Genomic DNA, 16,940 nt, shown 5'->3' with positions numbered 1-16,940 from the left:
AAAAACATTCAATCACAAGCGGGTCGGATTTGTAGTCCTCCCGCTTTTTTTTATACTCTCATATTAAATAAGTAAATATGGATGATGATACTTTAGCACCGATGGCCGATGCATTATCTGCAACATTGGCGGTGATTGTATTACTTATTTGTTTCTTCATTCTTGCGCAAGTTGTTGCTGTTTCGAAACAAATTGAAATTCAAAAAGTTGGTGAGCAGGAATTTATCAAGCGAGAACTCGACATTGAGTTTGGCAAATTATCGATTACGGAAGGAAAACTCCAGTTCTTTAAGAGTTTTGATAATAAATCTGACGCTGACACAATCAATCAGTACCTGAAAAGTGTCAAGGCGATTTGTGGTGAGTGTGATGGTTATAAGATCGTCTCAAATTATCCAGCCGTAGATGTGAGCCAGCAAAGGTCTCAAAGAAGAGCTTTAAGTAACGCGATCAAAATGATCCCTTTTATGCTGAAACATGGAATGAATTATGAAATTGAGATTTCAAGCGGATTTAACTTTTACTTTATCGATGTTCAGCCGGTATCTCATGAAGATAAAAGTCAATAGAAAAATAAAGACAGAAAGTGATTCAATCATTAAATATTTCAGTTTTTATTTCATGAGGATTCATTCTATAAGTAAAGACAAATAAAAAGAAAAGAATGCATTATATTGGTTATTTAATTTATGCGGCAGTTATCGCCTCATTCTTCTTTGTGCCAGCTGTCAAGAGTCTCGTGTCGATGTCTTACGAGTTGGCAACTGAGATCACAATCGGGTGTCTGTTGGTCGCAATCTACCCGCCATTGAAATTCCTGACCTACCACATTCGGGGCATGAAGGATAAAGTTTCTTATGAGCGGATCTGTTCTGTGAGTCAGACCTGCGGGAATACGGTTGTCTCTTTGGGTTTGATTGGTACCTTCGTTGGTCTGACGCAGATGATCGAGAAAATCGCAGGTGCCATTGGCGGCGAAGGTGGTAGTATCGATGAGCAGATTGCGTTGATTATGACGGCGATTGGGGAATCGCTCAACGCGATGTCTTTTGCCTTCCTGACATCTGTCATGGGGGTTGCCGCCTCAGTGATGATATTCTGTGCTTCCGTATATTTTAAAATGTACTTTGGTCAGGAAGACGTCGAAGACGAAGCGCATATTTCTGATGAGACTCTGCTTGAAAGATTGCAAAAGCTTGAAGAAGACAACAATAAATTACGCCGCTATATGAATCGGATTATTCAGTCGAATGTCGATCGTAAAGAACTGGCATCGATTGTTATCAGCAATACGATCCAGGTGAAAGCATTAACTGAAGCTTCAGGTAAATTAGCGACCAGTATTCACTCACAAGGTGAGTTAAATGAAACCGTCATCAATTCAATTCATGAATTCAAGGATAATCTTTCGAAGATTCAGCAGAGCCAGGAGGCTATCCTCAAGTTTGAAGCGGGCAGTTACGAGAAGCTGTCTAAAATTAATGAATCAACTGAAAATCTCAGTGGCATTCAAAAAGAACAGGCTTCTAAACTGAAACAAGCGATCGGCGCGATTGCCGGGGGGCTGTTATCCATTAAGTCTTAATGTGAATAGCTGATGATAAAAAAGGGAGTCTCTGGCTTCCTTTTTTAACTATTTTTCATAACAATATGAATGAATTTTCTGAAAATCAAAGGTTATATTATTAATGAAAATAAAAGTCATCGCGGCTGCCGTCGCTGTTTTTTGCCTCAATTCGGGCGCTGCATTTGCTGATACGTCATTGAATGACTACATCGAGCAATCCATTGGGAATTCTTTCAGAATTAAGTCTCTCATGTCTCAATATGACGTCGAGAAAATCCGTCTGGAACAAGAAGACAAGTATTACCTGCCCAGTTTTAAAATTGACCACACGACAAAAACGCACATGGAAGATGGGCCAGAAGAGGTTGGAATCAATCCCTGGGATAACCGGAAACATGAATCAAATGTGAACCTTCGCAGCAACATCTGGCGTGATAACCACAATGATGTGTACAGCATGCTGGCGTCTAAAGCTGATGCGGCTGGCATGAATGTCGACATTGAGAAAAGTAACATCCGTGCTCAAATCACGACCTCTGTCTACAACATTTCCCTCTACGAGAGCCTTATCCGTGAAGGAGAAGACATCTTGGCAAAAGCGAAAAAAATTGATGCAGATATTCGCGATAAGGTCAAAGGGGGGTTGGCAAAAGCATCAGACTCGACAACGGCTGAAGTGCTGATCACAGATATGGAAAATGCCATCCTCGCTACAAAACTGAAGATCAAACAACTTCGCCTGAATCTGGAGCAAGTTTCAGGGATTCCCTATCCGAAAGATATGGCAGTCGATCTGACGACCGTGGATGCATTAATCGGAAAAAAAGCGGTTGGTGATGTGCAAAATAACAAGTCTCTTCGGAAGAAGGCACTGGAAGTGCAAGCCGCCAATAAAGCGATTGATACCGCAGACAACTGGATGAGTGTTGACCTCTACGCGAAGACGAAAGCAGACAACCTGACGTTGAGTCGTTCAGAGAGTGAAGTGGGTATTATGGTGACGTTGGATCTCTTTAACCCGGCAAATTACTGGAAAGATAAGACCGCAACGTCTCAATACAAGTCTGAACAATACATGCTTGACCAAATGCGGGAAGATCTGAAACTGAGCCTGGAGTCTCAGCTTTCTATTCTGGATAGCAACCGTCGTCTGCTTGAATCTCAAGAAGCGTCCATCACGATCAAGCGAGACCTGATTCAAGAGCGTCAAAACGAATACCAGATTAACGTGACGTCTTTATATGAGCTTATCCAAGCCTGGAATGGCTACTATTTAGCAATTCAGCAAAAGACGGACACTGAGGCGACGCTTGTGAACACAATGCTGTCGATCGATGTCCTCACGGGTGATATTTAATGGCTTTTCACGCCAAGGTCTTCGTCCCTTTGACCCTGTGTGCGCTGATCGGGATCGGTGTGAGCGACATTGAACTGGTCTCTCCGGGGCGCGGGTTTGTCGACGGGAAGAACAACACGCTGCAAATTAAGAGTCACAGTACAGGTAATGTAAAAGAAATCTTTGTTTCTTCTGGCTCTGAAGTGAAAAATGGCGATCCCTTGATCGCCTTTGATAATCATGACGTGATCTTTAAATCGCAAAGCTTAATGAAGAATGGAAGTAATCTTCAAAGCCAGCTGGAAAGAGCAGAACTTGATATCTGCACGACCAGACGTCTGATGGATATTTTAGAGAAAGAAAACGAAAAGCTGATCTCTCACGTGGCGGCTGGCTGTGAGGCCAGTGAAGACGTCAAGCGCGATTTTGTCGGCGTGATTAAAAGCTATCAGTGGAAAGCAAAAGATTATTTCGCTTATCAGGAAGATGTCGCCGCGCTGGTTGAGGCGAAGCGGGGAGAAGCAGAGATGATCCGGGATAGTATCAATATCACGAAGTCGAAGATTCGAAGACTTGAGAAACATGGCGCCACCGCGCTTCAGGTGGAAGATGCGAAGCGGGAGCTGAATAGCATGCTTCAGTCGCTCAATGAAAATGAATCGGGGATCACGAAGCTGCAAATTGATGTCAGTAGTAAGAAGTCAGCCATCTTTAATGAACTTTCAGACCGGCTGACCAGAACCACGGATAAGCTCTACGACATTAAAGATGAACTTGCACTGAACGCCAACGAACTCGCGCTTGCGAAACTCAAGATAGATCGCTCAACTATACATTCTCCCATCAATGGGGTTGTACTCTCTTTAGAGGAAAATGTCGGTGTCGATTATTTCTTAGAGGAGTCAGAAGCCATCATGCTGTTGCAAAAAGATGAGTCGGATGTGGTGATCTCCGCGAAGTTCCTCGCCAAATATCGTGGGGATATCTCTCTTGGGATGAACGTAAATATTCAGCCTTCACTTGCGTCGGCGAAAACAACATTTAAAGGCACCATCACTCGAATCTCTGAAGACAGCTTTGAGGATGACCGAAAAAATGATGACTCTCGATACTACAAGGTGACGATCATTCCTTCAGAAAACATCCCTCTTTCAGAGGGAACTGAAGTGAATGTCTTTGCTGTCGGCGGTACGGTGACTGTTTTCGATTACATACGTAGTGTGTTGGTGAAAAATAAAACAATATTTGAACCGTATTAACAATGGTAGGTTTCGTAGGTTTGCTGTCATGTGCATTGGCAGCCGTTTTTTTAGTTTTTGTGGTGATGCTCTTGTCCTTTCTTCAGGCTCAGCTCGCTCCAACAGAAGGCACGTATAAGTTAGCCACTGAAAGTGGACTCGTATTCCCGATAGAAAGCCACATCCTGACTGATGAGGTCTTTCGTAGCATGATGGTGACCTATGACCGTGTCTACGGCAAACAACCGGTTTACATCAGTACTTCATGCATCATCGGCGGAATGCTGGATGGGGCGACAGCGAAACGCTATGCCACTTATAACTTTGTTTTCTCGAAGCGGAAAGCGATCTCCGAAGGCGGGGAATACGACATTGCGCAAATTGACTCACTTCCAATCATGGAACGCGAATCGAAACTCTCGAGCATGTGTTTTATTGCCATGAAAACAGAAGAGCTTCATCGCCAATTTGAGGAAGCCAACAATCAAGCAACGGTCATAGAAAATGAATAGAGTCGATCTTGATTTGATCAAAGGATACCTCAACGAACAGGGGGTCGGTATCCAAACTGAACACTACCAGCCGAAGAGAAAGTCTCAGTACAGGCAGGTCGTGAAAGAGCTGATTGAGCTCAATGAGCACCCTCTGATTAAAGCGGACATCGTTGATGTGGATGTCGAAAGTGATACGACTATCCCCAGTGCGTTTATTGCCATCCATAACGAGAAGATTCACGTTATTCGGAAGTCGGATGTCAATGAGTTCATGGTCGAAGGCGGAGGAGAGCTTCCGCCATTTACATCCGCAGAATGTTTTGCAGTGAGAGTCAGCTTCAGGTATGTGGAAGCGGCGAAAATCCCTCAGATGCTGGTGAAGCGAACCCCGGCAGCTTCTTTATTGCTTCTGGTGCTGGTGGCTTTTGTGATGGCGAGTCCTGTGTACTCGAACCTGTTCAACAGCCGATTGGTGTTTGGTGAATCGGTTTCTTCACTGCTGGTCGTTTCAGCCATCTTTGTGATGATCTTCATCGTGGAGTTTTTCATCAAAGAGTGGATTATGGCGGGGCTGAACCGGCGGATAGAGTCTGAAAGCCGGATTGCGGAAGATGTCTTCTTCAATAAAGTGGTTCACTCGCGACACAAAGATGCAATTGTTCACTGGAAGACCGCAACTGAATCGATTGTGGCCATCTGGAAGACGGCAGGGCATATTGGTCTGGATGCGCTGACTGCCTTTGTCATCATGGTGGCATTCGCCTTCATGCTGGGTGTGAACGCTATTTTCCCGATCACGATTTATATGGTGTTCTTTGTTGTGCTTCTGACCATGAAGATGAAAGCGTACCGGAAGATCATGCTGTTGAATCAGTTGAAAGATCAAAAGCTGACCTATTTGATTGGGATGGAAAAAGGGAAACGGTTCTTTAAGTTCCTCAACCGAGACAGAATCCGTAAGCGCTGGATGTCGATGACCAACGATGTCTCAGTGTTTAACATTCAGATTCAGGATCATGATGAAAAATCTTCAGGCATCCTCAAGCTCTACAGTTCAACATCCATTGTTGTGATCTTTGTGGCGGCATACTTTGCGATTCAGGTGGGCGATTTACAACAATCGGCTGTGATTGCACTGATGTTGTTGAATGGACGGTGTTCGGGGGCGATTTCGGCACTGTCGAATCGCATATATCAAGCCACCATCGCTCACTCTAAGATGAAAGGTGCGATTACTGCGCTTCACGAAGTGTATGAGCCATCTATGTTTGAAATGGGGGTGATGTATACGCCAGATAGCAGCAACAGTAACACTTTAAATGCACAAAACCTGTCTGTGGTTTACGATGAACACCCTGTATTTTCTGGTATAGATTTGTCGGTGTCTCAAGGGATGTCACTGGCGGTCATCGGGACTGCGGGATCAGGGAAATCATCGCTGCTCCGGGTGCTCGCGGGCTACATGCCGCCATCAGGCGGTCGGGTATTTTTCAACAACGTGGCACCCAGTGAATACGACTCGAATTTCTTTCAGGAGAATGTGGCTTATTACTCGCCGGATGATCGCTTTGTTGCCGATACGCTTGGGTTTAATGCATCGTTGAAGTTTGGTGCGAACATCAAAAATTTCTTCGAGCTGCTGCGTGATTTTGGGGCGAACTTCGTGCTGAATCAGCATGCGATTCACGGCGAGTCGGTAGAAAGTCTCAATTTGTCGTCGGGTCAATATCAGATGGTGCGTATGATTTGTGCGCTGGGGAACCATCCAGATCTCATCCTCATGGATGAGCCTTGCTCTCACTTGTCGCCATTAGAAGCGCAGCGATTTATGCACAGGCTTCGCGAAAAGTTTCCGAACGCAATCATTGTTTACTCATCGCATTCCATTTTGCTGACCAAGCAAGCGAATTTGATACTCGATATGAATAAAAAGACTTTATCGGTGAACAAGGCAAAATAAAGACGTAAAATAAAGACGTAAAGAGCAGAGGATAGGGGTGACAACGTCACTCCTTGTTTATTGTCACGTCTAAACCACCCCGCCGATGGCGGTGGTGATTGTTTGTGAGTTGCTCAAAGTATTTGTATTTCCGTTTCTTTCTCTAACTTGAATACGTTCAGCTAAATTGATTAACCTTATATTTGATTCTTTGTTTCAGTCTTCCAAAAACGTTTAAATTAAAACAAAGAAAATATTATGAATAACGAAAAAAGAAGTTGTCGAAGTGTTTTTAATATCACCCTGTCTTGCCTGATTGCATTATCTATATTGATATTTTGGGGGGTAACCTCAGCCATTGATCCAATGATCGTTGCCTCAATCAGTCCAATCATTCTTTTTCTGGGGACTTTCCTGGTCGCGGTTTTGGGATCGGTGATGGCGGGTGTTCGTGGGAACATTCCTGTTCAGCTGATCGGATTCTCACTCGTTCCGATTGCCTTAGGGTTTATCTCTGCCCCTTGGTTCGCGTCGGTTGAGCATGAAATTCTATATGAGGCCGGCGTGCTTACGCTGTTGGCACTTGGCGTCATGATGATTGCTTCAGCGATGTTCCCAGCATTTTTCCAAAGAATTATGGGTTTTCTCATGATCGCGTTGATCGGACTCATTCTGGTCTCGCTTGTCGCAGTATTCTTCCTGAAGATTGAGATGACCCTCATTCATATTCTGTCTGTTGTGATTTTTATGGGTTTTCTCGGGTTTGATTTGGTTATGGCTCGAACGGTGGAACCCACACTGACGAATGCGATTGCACTGTCTACATCAATTTTTATTGATCTTCTGAACATCTTCATGAATTTAGCTCAGCTTCTGGGCGATGATTGATAAATAAGCGCCACGCATGTGGCGCTCTCTCTTTCATCCAGAGTGGATATGATTACCACCCGTCACGGCCGCCGTATCGGTTATCCCAGTAGTGATCCTTACAGACTTTAATCATCCAACTATCGTTTTTTCCCGTGGTGATGCCATGAGCATTATCGCAGTATCGACCCATCACGAAGTCGTATGTTCCGAAAGCAATCATAGAAGTAACCAAAATGAAGCCGACTAGACCGATGACCATGTTAATTTTGCGAGCTGTTTCTGATGGATTTGCCATTGAAATGTTCGTCTTAGAGTTTTGTCTTGATGTACGTATGCATGGAATGTTTTACCGGGTCTGGTTATTCCCACCCGTCACGGCCGCCGTATCGGTTATCCCAGTAGTGATCCTTACAGACTTCAATCATCCAACTATCGTTCTTTCCTGTGGTGATGCCGTGGGCATTAGCGCAGTATCGACTAATCATGAAGTCGAATGTTGCGAAAGTAAATCCAGTGGTAACCACAATGAAAGTTACTAGGTTGATGATAAATTTGATTTTGCGAGCTGTTTCTGATGGATTTGCCATTGAATTATTCATCCTAGAGCTGTGTCTTTAATAAATGCAGTAATTATGCATACAACGCTATATTCATTCAATTGTTTATTCAATAACACCAGTCAACCATGAAACAGATGTATTACAGAAGGGTAGTGGGGTTAAGCAATGGTGCGTTGATTCATTTGAAGTTTGACAGACTTCATCACCTCAGTAGGTATCGGTGGTGCCGCGCTGTTGAAATAAGTGAGGGTAGATTCAGCGTTAACCTGTTGTGATGACGATGCTCAAAGCGGTGAGGCGAGGGCCACCGCCTGAGTATTTTTGGTATGAATGAGTTCGAATGCAGTCTGTCACTTTCGTTTTCTTGCGATGATCCGATCTGACCGGTTGTTTTAAAACGGAACTCTTCAATCACACTCGGAAATCCAATTCATTCACAACCCCAGGGAAAAATTCATGGATGAATTTTTAGGTTGTCGGCGCAGGGAGCGCCTATAACCGACCCGGCCAGCACCAGAGAAAGAAAAAGCATTTCTGGGCACTCTTTGTGCTCGCAAAGAGTGTCTGGCGCGCATCAGAAAATACTGAGATTGAGATGGAATTGATGCGCGACATACCATTGAACAAGACATAAATTGCAACCGCTGAACTGCTTGATGGAGGTGTTCGAAGACCTATGTAAGTGTTATTCCCAGCCGTCCCGACCGCCAAATTGGTTGCTCCAGTAGTGGTTCTTGCAGACTTTAATCATCCAACTACTATCCGGTCTCGTGTTGATGCCGTGAGCATTATCGCAGTATCGGCCCATCATGAAGTCGAATGTTGCGAAAGTAAATCCAGTGGTAACCACAATGAAAGTTACTAGGTTGATGATAAATTTGATTTTTCGAGCTGTTTCTGATGGATTTGCCATTGAATAGTTCGTCTTAGAGTTTTGTCTTGATGTACGTATGCATGGAATGTTTTACCGGGTCTGGTTATTCCCACCCGTCACGGCCGCCGTATCGGTTATCCCAGTATGATTCTTTGCAGACTTTAATCATCCAACTATCGTTTTTTCCCGTGGTGATGCCATGAGCATTATCGCAGTATCGACCCATCATGAAGTCGAATGTTGATAAAGCAAGTAGAGTGGGAATCAGAATGAAGCCAATAAGATTAAGTAATCTTTTGATTTTGCGACCTGTTGCTGCTGACATTGAATCGATCATCCTAAAGTTGTGTCTTTAATAAATGCAGTAATTATGCATACAACACAATACTCATTCAATTGTTTATTCAACAACACCAGTCATCCATGAAACAGATAAATCGCAGAAGGGTAGTGGGATTGAGCAATGGTGCGTTGATTCATTTGAAGTTCGACAGACTTCATCATCATTTCAGTAGGTATCGATAGTGCCGTGATGTTGAAATAAGTGAGGGTAGATTCAGTGTTAACCTGTTGTGATGACAATGCTCAAAGCGGTGAGGCGAGGGCCGCCGCTTGAGTATTTTGGGTATGAATGAGTTCGAATGCAGTCTGTTCGTTTCGTTTTCTTGAGATGCTCCGATCTGACCGGTTATTTTAAACGAAACTGTTTAATCACAGTCGAGAATTCAATTCATCCACAACCCCAGGGAAAAATTCATGGATGAATTTTTAGGTTGTCGGCGCAGGGAGCGCCTATAACCGGCCCGGCCAGCACCAGAGAAAGAAAAGCATTTCTGGGCACTCTTTGTGCTCGCAAAGAGTGTCTGGCGCGCATCAGAAAATATTGAGATTGAGACGGAATTGATGCGCGACATACCATTGAGCAAGACATAAATTGCAACCGATGAACTGCTTGATGGAGGTGTTCGAAGACCTATGTAAGTGTTATTCCCAGCCGTCCCGACCGCCGTATCGGTTATCCCAGTATGATTCTTTACAGACTTCAATCATCCAGCCACCAACGTACTTTGTGTTGATTCCGTGAGCATTATCACAGAATCGCCCCATCATGAAGTCGTAAGCCGTGTATGCAAGTAGAGTGGTAGCTAGAATGAAAGTTACTAGATTGATGATAAATTTGATTTTTCGAGCTGTTTCTGATGGATTTGCCATTGAATTGTTCATCCTAGAGCTGTGTCTTTAATAAATGCAGTAATTATGCATACAACGCTATATTCATTCAATTGTTTATTCAACAACACCAGTCAATCATGAAACAGATGTATTACAGAAGGGCAGTGGGATTGAGCAATGGTGCGTTGATTCATTTGAAGTTCGACAGACTTCATCACCTCAGTAGGTATCGGGGGGGTCGCGATGTTGAAGGTAAGCCCAAGGTTAAAACTGTTGTTATGACAATGCTCAAAGCGGTGAGGCAAAGGCCACCGCCTGAGTATTTTTGGTATGAATGAGTTCGAATGCAGTCTGTCAGTTTCGTTTCCTTGCTGACCGGTTGTTTTAAACGAAACTGTTTAATCACAGTCGAGAATTCAATTCATCCACAATCACAGGGAAAAATTCATGGATGAATTTTTAGGTTGTCGGCGCAGGGAGCGCCTATAACCGACCCGGCCAGAACCAGAGAAAGAAAAAGCATTTCTGGGCACTCTTTGTGCTCGCAAAGAGTGTCTGGCGCGCATCAGAAAATACTGAGATTGAGATGGAATTGATGCGCGACATACCATTGAACAAGAGCTTGATGGAGATGTTCGAAGACCTGAGTAAGTGTTATTCCCACCCGTTACGGCCGCCGTATCGGTTATCCCAGTAGTGGTCTTTGCAAACTTCAATCATCCAGCCACCAACGTACTCAGTATTGATTCCGTGAGCATTATCGCAGAATGTCCCCATCATGAAGTCGAATGTTGCGAAAGAAAACCCTGCGGTGACCAGAATGAAAGTTACCAGGCCGATGACCATGTTAATTTTGCGAGCTGTTTCTGATGGATTTGCCATTGAATAGTTCGTCTTAGAGTTTTGTCTTGATGTACGTATGCATGGAATGTTTTACCGGGTCTGGTTATTCCCACCCGTCACGGCCACCAAATTGGTTGCTCCAGTAGTGGTCCTTGCAGACTTTAATCATCCAACTACTATCCGGCCTCGTGTTGATGCCATGTGCATTAGCACAGTATCGGCTCATCATGAAGTCGTATGCTGTGAAAGCAAGCATACAGGAAACCAGAATAAAACCGACCAGTCCGATGATTATTTTGATTTTGCGAGCTGTTTCTGGTGACATTGAATCGTTCGTCCTAACGTTGTGTCTTAATGAATGCAGTAATTATGCATACAACACAATATTCATTCAATTGTTTATTCAACAACACCAGTCAATCATGAAACGGATGTATTACAGAAGGGCAGTGGGATTGAGCAATGGTGCGTTGATTCATTTGAAGTTCGACAAACTTCATTATCTCAGTGGATATCGGGGGTGTCGCGATGTTGAAATAAGTGAGGGTAGATTCAGTATTAAACTGTTGTTATGACAATGCTCAAAGCGGTGAGGCAAGGGCCGCCGCTTGAGCATTGTTGGCATCAAATCAGCATCAAACGCTGAACTGCTTGATGGAGATGTTCAAAGGCCTATGTAAGTGTTATTCCCACCCGTCACGACCGCCATATCGGTTATCCCAGTATGATTCTTTACAGACTTCAATCATCCAGCTATCGTTCTTTCCTGTGGTGATGCCGTGAGCATTAGCGCAGTATCGACTCATCATGAAATCGTATGTTCCGAAACCAAGCATGGAAGTAACCAGAATGAAACCAACAAGATTGAGTATTCCTTTGATTATGCGGGCTGTTTTTGCTGGATCTTTCATTGAAATGTTCGTCCAAAAGTTGTGTTTTTAATGAATGCAGTAATTATGCATGTGAACCGATAGTCATTCAATTGTTTATGAACATCATCTGATAGCAATGAATTAAACGTTTCATAGAAGGAGAGGCTGAACACAATAACTTGACCGGAGAGGAAGCAAAGATGGAAGGATGATTGATCGCGCCATAACCAACCCATGATTAACCAGATTACACATTTAACATAATATAGATTATGTGAATTAAGTTATTGATTTTATATAATTAATGTCACCATCGTGAGTGATTCTGCGAAGCAAGAATGGGTCACGATGGTGAGATAGTAATTATATACTTTATGTTAAATTTATGTTGAATACGATGATTCCGTAGTCAGTGACAGACAAAGTGCATCCATGCGTGTACTTTGTCTGATGATTGCTGCGCTCACAGGAATGGTAATGGATTTCTCAACCTAAACGATTTCATCCATCGTTTTTAAAAGTTCTTCAGAGATGCTGGCTTTTATTCTTCGTGCAGGCCGGCTGCCTGTGCTGTTCGTAAACGCGAAGTAATTTTCTTCATTTTCCTGGATGAGTTGGACGAACCGGTTCTCTATCGGCTTCGCAATGTGTCGCCAAGCGTCACTGTCTAAAGCCGTACCCAAAACGCTGACCTTTGAAAAGACATGGGTCAGAACTTCTCTGAAGGAGTGGTTTTCTTTGGGATTCGGTCTTTCTGGCCAGAGGCGCTTGCTCATTCTGTAGCTGGACTCTTTGGTGAGTGAAAGCATTCTCGCCGCTTCGTCAACATACTCACTTGTGAGCTTCTCTTCGTATGTTGGTGAGTTGAGTACTTCATGAAGAATTTTCTTATGTGACGTGGCGACTGTGGAGTCCAGCTCATTGTCCGCGAAGAACATTAACTGCAGCACTTTGGAATCGAGTTGTTTGTGTTTGTTCGAAGATGCCCTCTCGACTTTGCTCTCAATCATTTTCTGCGAGACTGATTTCGCAAACGCTGAAACAGCGCCCTCGTTCAGGCCAAGAATGATTTCCTGAGACTTCAGCGTTGTACCGCCAGTGTTGAGTCTTTCGAAAATTTCATACTTTGCTTCGTCTGAATCGGCATGTGTACTGTATACATGCAGTTTATGGTTTTTGATCTGTCGTTGTTCTGATGGCTTTAAATCTCTGAAATACTTGCCATTGAGCTGCTTCAGCGTCTTGAGATTCTTCAGCTTATATTCGTTATTCACAAACTTCAGAAATGATAAAAAGCGCTGCTTTCCATCAATGAGTTCAGAGTAATTTTCGCATTCATACGTGTAAAAAATGGGTAAAGGAAGACCGAGGCAAACGCTTTCAATGAGCTTCGATGCCCTTTTGGTATCCCAGACGTCACCCCGCTGACAATCGACATCAATCACAAGATCCCCCTCGTCATAACGGTGAATCAAAGACGAGACCGCTTCATCAGATGCCTCAAAGCCAATATTCAAATCACAAAGATGAGCCATTGAAACCTACCCTTATTCCTTTTTGCCGGTTGCATCTGCCGTGGGTTAATTGTGCATTATCAGCATGTGTTCTTCCGCCCAGTGCCCAGGGGATACGATGATCCACATCGCAATCATCAAAACTGTGGATTTGGTTTGAACAAATGGCGCATGATTTGTCCTGGCTTTCAAAGAAAAGCTTCTGTGCAAATGCTCTTGAAAAGCGCCGAACCGGATCAAGTCGCACCGCTTGTTCGTTGAGGCATGCGCTCAGATAACTGAAGATGGCAGAAGCTTTCACTCTGGTTGAGGCTGATCTGAAGTCAGGGTCAGATTTAGAAAGTTCGAAACCTTCTTTGAGTCGATCCGCCAATCCGTTATGTGTTACGAGATCATTTTGCAGCATGAGCCAGACACAGGTTGAAACAAGGGCGCGTGCATCAAAGCCCAGATGCGTTTTAAAAGCATCGTCGCCAAAGATGGTTAAAGCTCTCTTGAGTGACGTTGTCACTGATTTAAACATGGGCTCCATGTCTTTTTCTGTCAGACCCGCATGTTTACGCATAAATTTATCTAAGCGTGACTTGCTCATATCGGGTAGATCGCCCTGCCCGTTCCACTCTGAATACAGGCAACACATCCGAAGCAGCGCGTCTTGGCGTTCCATTCGTGTATTCTTACCGATGTCGCCCATCAGTCGGGTGCAGATCAGGGACGCTGCCGTTGCATTTAACCAATCATTCAGAGCCCCTCTGCTGATACAGTTTCGTATCTCCTGGGCATTCAGGGCGACAGAGCCCACATTCACGCGTTCAAAAAGTGTGTACTTCATTTTAGGATCAATACTTGACGGGATTTCGATCGTCCTGAGTTTGGTGCCATAGATTTTTTTCTTCTGTTCAACAGTCAGTGTTGCAAACGTTTTTCCGTTGAGCTCTGGGTATTTAGACTGAAGGCGGAATTTTTTTCCACCCTGCCAGGGCGACTTATCTAAAACGAAATAGATGATGCTGGTGAGTCTTTGCTTTCCATCAATCACTTCACGCACTGTTTTGTCTGAATTATCCAAAATTTCATACAGGTATATAGACGGAATGGGAATAGACATGAGGATACTTTCAATCAGCTTCGTTGCCTGCTTCGCAGACCAAACATAACCTCGCTGAAAGCTGGGTGACAGGATGAGTTCTCCGCCCCTGTAATTTTCTACAAGGTTTCGAACACTCTCATCAGCTTTAACGTATTGCACAGTGAGTTCTCGTAAATTGGTGACATTTGGAAAAAGTATGACATATGAGTTTTTATATTGTCACGCAACTCACGCCCGGTTTTGATGTTTAATTAATTGAAATATTGAGGATATTTCGTGCTTTTTTCTTATTTTTTGATATGAATATTATTATCGTTCGAGGGACGCTGATGTTATTTTAGAAAAGAATTTTCTTAAAAGATTTTTCCAAAGATAATTTGACAACAATCATGAAATTTTCATCTCGTATCACAGGGTGTAAATGGTATGTATCGATCAATGAATGGGAGCATTGAAAGGCAGATAAATTGAAGTGAAGCCGTTTTTATTCTGTTCTGGCAGATGTTGATGGGCATTAAAAAAGCGAACCGTATTGTTCGCTTTTGAATTGACGTTTGATGTGAGCGTTTTGTCACTGAGGGGAAGTTGTTGTCTCTTCTTTTGCTTTGAGTATGCCCTCATACGTGTATCGAATCACTGAGTTTGCGTTGTTGATGACTGCAATGCCCACATCCCCAGCCCCATTACTGTGAATGGATGTGCATTGAGAATTTGAACACAAGGTATTGAGGTGATTCCAGGCTTCGTATCCACGAAATACAATGGATTTGTCCCCTGTCTTCTCCGCGATTGGGCCTAAAATAATTTGGGTGCCATCAGCCCGGATGACGTTGAGGTTCGAGCCCTGATTCGCTTCCCCAAAGCCAAGCATGTCAACGCTGTTATCAATATTGTCGAGCGGATATTCCGTAAAAGCCGGCTTACCAAGTGCATCTACCGAAACTGTGTAAGCCATCAGCGTGTTATTGTTTTGATCCAGAAGGTAGACCTCATTGGTGCCTTTCGAATGCTTCATTTGCGTGTAACTGGTGCTGATTGATTGTTCCGTCATCTTGTCATCAATGTTGACTGAGGCTTTATCTGGATGACAAGCGTAGAGATAGCCATTTTTGTCCGTTGCCATCATGAGCTGTGCGCTATTGCCTGCTGCCGCAGTCAAATCAACGCCCTTCAATGTCCCATCATTTGCGGCTTCGTTCAACCAATCGGCACATGACTTGTTGGTCATTGGCTCATAGAAACGACCTTCTGCACTTTCGCCGGAAGTCAGTATATTGCCATTACTCAGGTATAAGAAGTCCACAAGGTTCAGATCTGCCGGGGCGCGCGGTGTCTGAGCATTCACGCCGAGCACTGTTGTTGATGTGCCAGCCGGAACAACCTCAAGGAATTTGGCTCCGAAGTCGCCGACGCGGTAAAACGTGCCGTCTTCAAATTCGAGGGTTATCTCTGTGGCTGAAATGTTGTTGTAGACCTTTCGAATACCATGTTTAGAGAAAGCTAATGGCGGCAGATCCTGACCGAGCAGTTTTAGCTCACCTTTCGAGGTCAGGTATCCGCTGAATGCTTGATTTGTGAAAAAGGTCTCTGGCACCATGTCGAAGATCTCAATGGATGTTTCTGGTCTTGAATCGCCTTTTTTCGGGAAATAAACCGCTTTGTTGTCTGATTTTTCAAACACGACACCATGACCGCAATACGCTTTTACATCCGTGAGTGCGCCCGCTTCATAAGTGTTTGTCGCGACACTGAGGTTTGCGCTGTCATAACGGGAAACTTTTGTGCCTTTGTAGGTGAAGTATTCGTCACCACAATCCAGCACATAGTCGTCGCCCTCAAAATCAGTCAGCTCCTGAGATTCACCGTTGACGTTGATTGCAATTCCCCAGCGTTGATTTGGGAACTCGTACAGTTCTTTTCGAAGGAAAGAACCGCTAGGTTCACGCAATGAAGGCATTCCAATGGCAAAATCTTTTGTGCCTGAATCATCTTTGTTGAGCAGGTAAACCCGCTTGGGCGACATGGTTTCTGCGTTCTGGGAAGACATGAAGATGTTGTCATTGAGTCGAATCACGTAGCCATCTTTTCCAAAATGGAAGAATTCTGCATGGTCAAAGCCTTCGCCTTTCTCAAGATCAAACATTTTCACCACGTCTTTCTGCAGGTTGCCATCCAGATCAACAGGCGAAATCGTGAAGGTGATTTGAGCGTTCGCTTCTTCTTCCAGAATGTCGAGTGTTTTCTGCATCGACGATCTGAGGTAGGTCGGGTCTGAGCGCTTGGTGACTTTCCATGAGAATTTTGTGGCCTTCATGTCGCAGCCGGTGCACTGGAAATTTATGGCTACTGTTGCATGCGGTGCAAACTGACCCGAAAAAGAAACCGATTCCACCAGCACTGTTTCTTCTGGCGGTGTGACTGGCGGCGGATCGACAGGGGTTGGGTCTACAGGTGGCGCGGGTTCACTCGTGTCGTGAATATTATTGCCGTTTTCACAGCCGGATAAAAACAATGCTGCGAGCATAAGAGCCAGCGCACATTTAGGATATGTCTTCATAAAATTTTTATTT

General features: G+C 44.1%; 15 protein-coding genes. 7 read left to right on the top strand and 8 right to left on the bottom strand.

Annotated features, from left to right (window positions below; all coding sequences use genetic code 11):
- The first annotated feature begins 77 nt into the window (after positions 1-77).
- The 7 genes from EA58_RS13855 to EA58_RS13825 all read left to right on the top strand — a co-directional run bounded on the left by EA58_RS13855 (position 78) and on the right by EA58_RS13825 (position 7,462).
- Entirely contained in the window at positions 78-569 is a 492-nt protein-coding gene (locus EA58_RS13855) for a hypothetical protein (protein WP_036753930.1), read from the top strand.
- A 176-nt stretch (positions 570-745) separates the two neighbouring features.
- Positions 746-1,585 (top strand): hypothetical protein, encoded by an 840-nt coding sequence (locus EA58_RS13850; RefSeq protein WP_152548053.1) that lies wholly within the window; start codon positions 746-748, stop codon positions 1,583-1,585.
- 103 nt (positions 1,586-1,688) lie between these two features.
- Positions 1,689-2,924 (top strand): TolC family protein, encoded by a 1,236-nt coding sequence (locus EA58_RS13845; RefSeq protein WP_036753927.1) that lies wholly within the window; start codon positions 1,689-1,691, stop codon positions 2,922-2,924.
- A 59-nt stretch (positions 2,925-2,983) separates the two neighbouring features.
- The gene (locus EA58_RS13840; protein ID WP_161781052.1) at positions 2,984-4,162 is read left to right on the top strand and encodes an HlyD family efflux transporter periplasmic adaptor subunit; all 1,179 of its coding nucleotides are present in this window, start codon (positions 2,984-2,986) and stop codon (positions 4,160-4,162) included.
- Between the two features lie 2 nt (positions 4,163-4,164).
- Positions 4,165-4,653 carry a hypothetical protein gene (locus EA58_RS13835; RefSeq protein WP_036753922.1) on the top strand — a complete coding sequence of 163 codons (489 nt, stop codon included), beginning with the start codon at positions 4,165-4,167 and terminating at the stop codon, positions 4,651-4,653.
- On the top strand, positions 4,646-6,595 hold the full coding sequence (locus EA58_RS13830) for an ATP-binding cassette domain-containing protein (RefSeq protein WP_036753919.1): 1,950 nt from the start codon (positions 4,646-4,648) through the stop codon (positions 6,593-6,595). The genes EA58_RS13835 and EA58_RS13830 overlap by 8 nt, the downstream gene beginning before the upstream one ends.
- Before the next feature lie 237 nt (positions 6,596-6,832).
- A complete protein-coding gene (locus tag EA58_RS13825) occupies positions 6,833-7,462 on the top strand; it encodes a Bax inhibitor-1 family protein (protein ID WP_081819676.1) in 630 nt (209 codons plus the stop codon).
- Positions 7,463-7,514: 52 nt separating this feature from the next.
- Here the strand turns inward: EA58_RS13825 and EA58_RS13820 are convergent, their stop codons facing one another.
- The 8 genes from EA58_RS13820 to EA58_RS13770 all read right to left on the bottom strand — a co-directional run bounded on the left by EA58_RS13820 (position 7,515) and on the right by EA58_RS13770 (position 16,927).
- Positions 7,515-7,703, bottom strand: coding sequence for a hypothetical protein (locus EA58_RS13820; RefSeq protein WP_152548052.1), 189 nt, complete (start codon positions 7,701-7,703; stop codon positions 7,515-7,517).
- A 100-nt stretch (positions 7,704-7,803) separates the two neighbouring features.
- Positions 7,804-8,031, bottom strand: coding sequence for a hypothetical protein (locus tag EA58_RS13815; protein ID WP_036753910.1), 228 nt, complete (start codon positions 8,029-8,031; stop codon positions 7,804-7,806).
- Positions 8,032-9,862: 1,831 nt separating this feature from the next.
- Complete coding sequence (locus EA58_RS13800) at positions 9,863-10,090, bottom strand: hypothetical protein (RefSeq protein ID WP_036753903.1); 228 nt, start codon at positions 10,088-10,090, stop codon at positions 9,863-9,865.
- A 615-nt stretch (positions 10,091-10,705) separates the two neighbouring features.
- Positions 10,706-10,933, bottom strand: coding sequence for a hypothetical protein (locus EA58_RS13790; RefSeq protein WP_036753898.1), 228 nt, complete (start codon positions 10,931-10,933; stop codon positions 10,706-10,708).
- A gap of 644 nt (positions 10,934-11,577) precedes the next feature.
- Positions 11,578-11,805 carry a hypothetical protein gene (locus EA58_RS21600; RefSeq protein ID WP_152548051.1) on the bottom strand — a complete coding sequence of 76 codons (228 nt, stop codon included), beginning with the start codon at positions 11,803-11,805 and terminating at the stop codon, positions 11,578-11,580.
- Positions 11,806-12,257: 452 nt separating this feature from the next.
- Positions 12,258-13,301 (bottom strand): DUF262 domain-containing protein, encoded by a 1,044-nt coding sequence (locus tag EA58_RS21030; RefSeq protein WP_051642105.1) that lies wholly within the window; start codon positions 13,299-13,301, stop codon positions 12,258-12,260.
- On the bottom strand, positions 13,285-14,529 hold the full coding sequence (locus tag EA58_RS21025; protein WP_051642104.1) for a GmrSD restriction endonuclease domain-containing protein: 1,245 nt from the start codon (positions 14,527-14,529) through the stop codon (positions 13,285-13,287). The genes EA58_RS21030 and EA58_RS21025 overlap by 17 nt, the downstream gene beginning before the upstream one ends.
- Before the next feature lie 412 nt (positions 14,530-14,941).
- Entirely contained in the window at positions 14,942-16,927 is a 1,986-nt protein-coding gene (locus EA58_RS13770) for a hypothetical protein (protein WP_152548050.1), read from the bottom strand.
- Positions 16,928-16,940: the final 13 nt, after the last annotated feature.

The sequence above is a fragment of the Photobacterium galatheae genome, from assembly GCF_000695255.1.
Classification (GTDB): domain Bacteria; phylum Pseudomonadota; class Gammaproteobacteria; order Enterobacterales; family Vibrionaceae; genus Photobacterium; species Photobacterium galatheae.
This window is presented reverse-complemented; position numbering and strand designations above follow the sequence as displayed.

Excerpts from the sequence above, each read along its gene's own strand:
- EA58_RS13855 (WP_036753930.1), top strand. The coding sequence starts at position 78 with ATGGATGATGATACTTTAGCACCGATGGCCGATGCATTATCTGCAACA.
- EA58_RS13850 (WP_152548053.1), top strand. The coding sequence starts at position 746 with ATGTCTTACGAGTTGGCAACTGAGATCACAATCGGGTGTCTGTTGGTC.
- EA58_RS13845 (WP_036753927.1), top strand. The coding sequence starts at position 1,689 with ATGAAAATAAAAGTCATCGCGGCTGCCGTCGCTGTTTTTTGCCTCAAT.
- EA58_RS13835 (WP_036753922.1), top strand. The coding sequence starts at position 4,165 with ATGGTAGGTTTCGTAGGTTTGCTGTCATGTGCATTGGCAGCCGTTTTT.
- EA58_RS13830 (WP_036753919.1), top strand. The coding sequence starts at position 4,646 with ATGAATAGAGTCGATCTTGATTTGATCAAAGGATACCTCAACGAACAG.
- EA58_RS13825 (WP_081819676.1), top strand. The coding sequence starts at position 6,833 with ATGAATAACGAAAAAAGAAGTTGTCGAAGTGTTTTTAATATCACCCTG.
- EA58_RS13820 (WP_152548052.1), bottom strand. The coding sequence starts at position 7,703 with ATGGTCATCGGTCTAGTCGGCTTCATTTTGGTTACTTCTATGATTGCT.
- EA58_RS13815 (WP_036753910.1), bottom strand. The coding sequence starts at position 8,031 with ATGGCAAATCCATCAGAAACAGCTCGCAAAATCAAATTTATCATCAAC.
- EA58_RS13800 (WP_036753903.1), bottom strand. The coding sequence starts at position 10,090 with ATGGCAAATCCATCAGAAACAGCTCGAAAAATCAAATTTATCATCAAT.
- EA58_RS13790 (WP_036753898.1), bottom strand. The coding sequence starts at position 10,933 with ATGGCAAATCCATCAGAAACAGCTCGCAAAATTAACATGGTCATCGGC.
- EA58_RS21600 (WP_152548051.1), bottom strand. The coding sequence starts at position 11,805 with ATGAAAGATCCAGCAAAAACAGCCCGCATAATCAAAGGAATACTCAAT.
- EA58_RS21030 (WP_051642105.1), bottom strand. The coding sequence starts at position 13,301 with ATGGCTCATCTTTGTGATTTGAATATTGGCTTTGAGGCATCTGATGAA.
- EA58_RS13770 (WP_152548050.1), bottom strand. The coding sequence starts at position 16,927 with ATGAAGACATATCCTAAATGTGCGCTGGCTCTTATGCTCGCAGCATTG.